Annotated in this window: 3 protein-coding genes and 1 pseudogene; 3 read left to right on the forward strand and 1 reads right to left on the reverse strand. The window is 36.0% G+C overall.

The window, feature by feature from the left end; genetic code table 11:
• Positions 1 to 812: 812 nt before the first annotated feature.
• Both F6K22_RS28555 and F6K22_RS28560 read left to right on the forward strand, forming a co-directional pair.
• Positions 813 to 1,772 carry an N-acetylglucosamine kinase gene (locus F6K22_RS28555; RefSeq protein WP_293105876.1) on the forward strand — a complete coding sequence of 320 codons (960 nt, stop codon included), beginning with the start codon at positions 813 to 815 and terminating at the stop codon, positions 1,770 to 1,772.
• 330 nt (positions 1,773 to 2,102) lie between these two features.
• Positions 2,103 to 2,777: a hypothetical protein gene (locus F6K22_RS28560; RefSeq protein ID WP_293105878.1), complete on the forward strand. Its 675-nt coding sequence runs from the start codon at positions 2,103 to 2,105 to the stop codon at positions 2,775 to 2,777.
• Between the two features lie 652 nt (positions 2,778 to 3,429).
• Here F6K22_RS28560 and F6K22_RS28570 read toward each other — a convergent pair.
• Entirely contained in the window at positions 3,430 to 4,641 is a 1,212-nt protein-coding gene (locus F6K22_RS28570) for a DarT ssDNA thymidine ADP-ribosyltransferase family protein (RefSeq protein ID WP_293105880.1), read from the reverse strand.
• Positions 4,642 to 4,983: 342 nt separating this feature from the next.
• Between F6K22_RS28570 and F6K22_RS28575 the strand changes: the two are divergent.
• Positions 4,984 to 5,988: pseudogene (locus tag F6K22_RS28575) on the forward strand (AAA domain-containing protein); the annotation flags it as partial.

The following is a 5,988-nucleotide window of genomic DNA, read 5'->3' on the forward strand; positions in this document are numbered from 1 at the left end:
TTTATTGCACATCAAGACTTGTAGCGTTTATGAAAAGATTGCTAAAACAAGCGCAAAATCGCGATTTTTCCCTAAAATTTGGCCCTCAATAGCTCATTTCAACTTTTTTTGCCAAAATTCGTTTAAATTTTAAATATGTTAATTAATTAAATATAAGTTTCATTAATATTAAGTCATTTCATAGTCTTATAAATCAGTTATTAGTTATCAGTTATCAGTTGTCAAAAAAGTAATATTTTTCTGTTGAAATATATAAGTTATTATTTGAGAATTCAGCTAAATAATCAATTACAATTTCATTATGCTGGTTCTCCTAAACCTTGATTTACTAAAAGAAAATGTGTAAGCATTCAGCTATTAGCAGTCAGCAATCAGCTTTTTAATTTCAAATTTAAAAACACATTTGCAGTTAATAGCTAAGGTCTTCAAATATGCTTTGAACTATACTTGAGCATGGTAATTCAGTCTTTCAATACTGCAATTTTACTTCATTTCCTATGAAGCTAATGGCTGATAGCTGACCGCTGAATGCTTACGAAAATGTTAAACAAGAAGTGAAAAATACTCTATCTCGCTAATTTACTGATTATGAAATCTTAGTGCTTAGTAAATAAGGATTGCCTCAATTATAAACTCTCTTAAATGATAATTTTCACCTTCATCATTAAGCCAGAGACAACATCTTAAAACTCCGAAGTTAGATTGCTTATAACTATTTGTGATAATTTTTATCTAGTGGGGATAGTTTGTTGATAATACCAAAATTTTTCCTGCCTCTAAATTAGATAAATAATAGTAATTATAGATAGAAGATGAAACAAGTCAATGTTTTAGGAATTGATGGCGGTGGTACCAAAACAGAAGCCGTTTTAATGGATGAAAATTATCAAATTCTTGGTAGTGGTAAAAGCGGTCCGTCAAATTATCAGAGTGTAGGAATTGAAGTAGCTAAAAATTCAATTCAAACCGCTATTAGTCAAGCAGTTACTAATAGTAATAGCCATCAACCAATCTCTGGAATTTGTCTTGGTTTAGCAGGAGTAGGAAGACCTGAAGATTTTCCAGTAGTAGAAAATTTACTCCAAGAAATTATTACTAATATTCCGATAAAAAGGGCTTTGCAGCCAAATACCATAATTATTTGTAGCGATAGTAACATCGCTTTGGTGGGAGGTATTGGATATTCTATAGGTATTGTGGCGATGGCAGGTACAGGTTCCCAAGTATTCGGCCAGAATAGTCAGGGATTAACTAAGCGGGTTGGTGGTTGGGGTTATCTATTGGGAGATGAAGGTAGTGGTTATAATATAGCTATTAAAGGTTTACAAGCTGCTTTGAAAAGTTATGATGGACGTGAATCTCCGACTACTTTAATTACAGATTTTCAAAGACACCTGGGCCTGACAAACATTGAAGGTATAGTAGAAGTAGTCTATCGCCGTGGATGGGGTGCAACAGAGATAGCCGCACTTGCTCCCATTGTCTCGGTAGCCGCAGATAAAGGAGATAAGGTAGCTAAGAAAATTATTCAAGGTGCTGTGAAGGAGTTAAGTATAGCTACAAAAATTGTGATATCTACCTTATTTCAGCCTCACGAAAGTTTTGAAGTGGTTACTATTGGAAGTGTCTGGAACAGTATGATTGATTTTCGCGGTCGGTTTGAAGATTCTATCTTGGCGATCGCTCCTACTGCTAGAGTTATTTGGCCTCGACATCAACCTGTTTATGGTGCAGGAATTTTAGCTTTAAAAGCTGTAAAAGTTAAAAGTTAAAAGTCAAAAGTCAAAAGTAGTAGGGTGCGTATTTACGGGTAAAATTTAGACTGTGAAAGGTATTTAACAATCGGTCGTAACGCACCATTTTAGTTATGTAACTCTACTGAACAGACACGCCTAAAAATGTAGGCGCTTGTACAACGAACTTAAACCCAACAAAGCCTTGTTAGAAATCTCCAGAACAGGTTTTGAAACCCTTATAGCACTGTTCCAAAATCAGTATTTTTGGAGAGGTCTATTGTTGTTGTTGTTGGGTTTCGTTCCTCAACCCAACCTACACTTATTGCACTAATAACTGATAACTGAACTGGAGGATAGATACTACTTATGTTTAACTCAAAAAAATGGCGTGTTGGAACATCTTTATTATTAACTTTAGGTATGACATTAGCCACAGCAACTCCAGGTTTAATGTCAAACCCAGCTATGGCTCAATTTAACCGACAACGACAATTCCCTGGCAACCCACGAAGACCATTTCCTGTAGCACGAATACCAGCAGGAACACTCATTCCTGTAGGATATGAGGAAGCAGAAAAAGTTGTGGTAACTCCAGATGAGTCGATGAGATTAACGTTGACAGTGACTCAAGATATTAGGGATGTTCAAGGAAGAGTCATAATACCTTTTGGTAGTCAGGTAGAAGGTGAACTACGACCTGTTTCTAATGGGACTCAATTTTTTGCCGAACAATTAATTATTGGCGATCGCCGTAGGTTTCGTATTGATGCTATTTCTAAGGTAGTTACTGATACTGAAAGAATAACAAAAGGTGCTAATGCTGGGGATATTTTGAAGGGTGCTGCTGTGGGTACTGGTGCTTCTGCTTTATTGTCTGCAATTCTTGGAGATAAGGTTTTGGAGGTGGAAAGGTTATTAATAGGTGCGGGGTTGGGTGCTTTGGGTGGAGTGTTTGTAGGTCGCGATAAAGCGGAGGTTGTTGTGATTTATCCAGAAGAAGATTTAGATTTGAGGTTGCGTTCTGATTTGGCGTTGCGTTAGTAGTTAGTAGGTTGAGTAGAGCGACAGCGAAACCCAACAACTCTATTATACTGTTGGGTTACCCTGACGGGAAGCAAGCTACGTACCTCAACCCAACCTACAAAACTTGTTGGGCTTTTGGTACGGCGATCTAAGATCTAAATATTGAGGGCTAAAGCCCAACTACAAACAAAGAAGTCTGCGAGCTAGATGCTGGCACTAGCTATTTTCTAAACCGATCATCCCTGCAATTAACCGCAACACCTCATGCCATTTTTCATCCTGCCAGTGCTGACCAAAAACTTCCTCGAGCAGTTCATCTTAAGAAATTTTCTGTTCTTTTTGAAACTGCCAAACAAACTCTCTCGCACAAAAATATTCCCAAAAAGTTCGATGGATAAAAGCATAATATTCAGCCCCAACAAAACACAAAATAGAATTCCGAGTCTGCAACTGTTTTATCAATACCCTAGCCACAGTTCTCACATGATTAATATCTACAGTTTTGAGATAATTATTGATAATTTCTTCATAAGAGTATAGAAAAGACTAAAAACTTCAAGGATTTTTCAGCCTTTTGCCAGGCCCCAGACTTTTTTATCTTCTCCAAAAGTAAATTATTTTTATATTTTTTCAATTGCATCCTGTTTCTCTTGATTATTTTCTAATTTTCTTAAAAATCAACAACTTGACTCAGTAAAAAATCTGCCGATATCAACCTTTCATCCAATTTTTTTTCTGCTGGTAAATATATAGCTACAGTAATATCCATAGAACTTAAATATTTACACATTAAAGGTCCGACATCTTGCCAATCTAAACTCCCTAAACCACATCCAAGTGCAGGAATAGCTAAAGATTTTATGCCTTGTTTTTTATAATTATTGCAAAGCCATTCCAAGCCATTTTTTATATCTTCAATTTCAGAAGGATTTCTCCAATGTTTTTTTGTCGGAAAGAGCAAAAACCATTTTTGTTCATTATTCAAAAAATCTTGAGGGAGAAAAAATGAACTATCTCCTAATTGTTCTTTTACTGATGATTCTCTTTTATATAAATATGGCTTTCCTATTTGCAAATCTTTGCTTTTACAAACTGCTTCGTATCTAACATAAACATCTGGAAATCTAGATTTTGCTGTTGATGCTAATCCTTTTCCCATGACACCAACACAATTAACACTCACAGTCAAAGTTTGCATATTGGAAAAAAACATATCTCCACGAATCAGAGAAATATTTTCTGTTAATCTTCGACTCCATTCTGGTTGGAAAAACTTTTTTGGCTCAACTACGATAGAAATACTTTTACCATAATTATTTTGTGAAAAAGTGTCTCTTAAAGATTGATTTGCTTTTTCACAAGCCACATAAATAGTCTGAATATTACTAGCAGGAACTCGATCGGGAACTAAACATTCAGCCATAATTTTTCTTTTAGAACCATCCTCATTACTCCACCATTCTTTATCAGTTTCTTTCTTGATTTGTCTGAGAATATTTATTTCTTCTGCTTTCTTAATTGAAATAATTTGAGAGTCGTTATGAGCAGCATTGCCTGTAGTAATCCAAATATCTCTTCTAGTTAAAATATTTCGTTTTACTGAAATAATAACAACTTCTTCGAGAGGATAATGATTAATAATTGAGTAGAGCATTGGATTTCTAGGTTGAAAGTAAAGATTAGCAAAGCTCCACAATGATTTATTATTAATAACTATTTTTTGAGAACGACGATCTACTATTTGTGAATTGTAAATCGTTGTAGGTTCTAGTCGATTATCTTCTATTGATTGGTGAGATAGAATCCCTCTTTCTAAAATAGAGATGATATTTTTGATATGAGTAATATAGAACAAATTTTGAATACTTGTTTTCTGTACCATCAGTTTTCAATGCTTGTAAATATATTCAAAAGGGAATAGGGAATAGTGAAGAAGGGAAAACAGGATTAAGGGGCGAACGGCTAGATCGTAAGTCCTGTTATTATAACCGAATACGGTTCAGTTAAGACGAAAATTCATAAGGTATGGAACCATGAGAGTAGCTCTTGAGATTACAGAACTGCCAAAAAAAATTCTTAATTGAACTGTATTGTATTATAACCCACATTCGGCACTTCAATTTGTGACATTAAACGTAGTATAAAAATCGGTAGCTTGGGTAGAGAAAAATATCATTTCCTGATATAATAATTAATTCATACTGGCGAGCAAGATGCTATAATAATGACAATATTTGAAACTAACCCATCCAACTTTCTCCAATTACTCGAAATGGTAAAAGATGGAGATGAACTAAATCTACAACCGGGAGATTATAAAGCGCCTTTTACTATTGATAAATCAATTACTATTCGTGGTAGTGGTACTGATACTGCAATTTTTGCTGCAACTGAACCCCCATTAACAATAACAGTTCCGGGAGTGCGACTGGAAAATTTAACAGTAGAGCGAACAGTTGGTGGTGACAATGGGGAAGTTGCTATATTTGCGGAAGCTAATACTAACCCCATTTTGAGTCAGGTGAAATTAAATGGTGTTGCCGAAAATGTGGAGTGGGAAGGAGCAAGTTGGGATATTCCCACTATTCTTGATTTTGGGGAAGTAGAAATAAATCGACTGGTGGAACGGGGATGGGAGTTACAACTGGGTTCGGTTTGTGAGGTTTTGTGTAATTTAAAATGGTTGCAGGTGCGCTCTAGTTATCTGTCACCGGGGCGACAAAATTTGGAGGTTGTGCTGAATACTGCTGATATTCCTACTGGTACAAATTTATCTGGTTTAATTTCTCTATTCTCAGAAGATGGTAGACGGGAGTTGGAGGTTGCTGCCAAAATTATTTCGCCACTTCCGGTAACTCCCGTGTTAAAAGCGGAAACAAAAGTTTTGCCTGCTAAAGTTTTGAATTCTCAAGATTGGGGTTATCGGTTTGTCGGTAGTGCAGTGGATAAGTTTGTTCGCGCTCAGTTGGGTGAAGTTGCTCTGAAGAAATATCCAGAATTTCACCAACGTCGAAAAAAAGCTGAAGCATTGATGTCTGAGATATTGGATGGAGATGCTCATTTATATTATGTGCGTCGTCAAGCACCGGGAAAAGAAGAGGGGGAGGAAATTTGGGAACTGACTATGGCGACAGATAGGGAGGATGGGGAGTGGGAAAAAACTTTGAAACTTAGGGGAGCAGTTAATGTTGATGGAGACAGGGTTTTCAAAATATTATCGGTGCAGTTA

Origin of the sequence: Okeania sp. SIO2F4 (assembly GCF_010672385.1) — a bacterium.
In the GTDB taxonomy this organism is placed as follows: domain Bacteria; phylum Cyanobacteriota; class Cyanobacteriia; order Cyanobacteriales; family Microcoleaceae; genus Trichodesmium.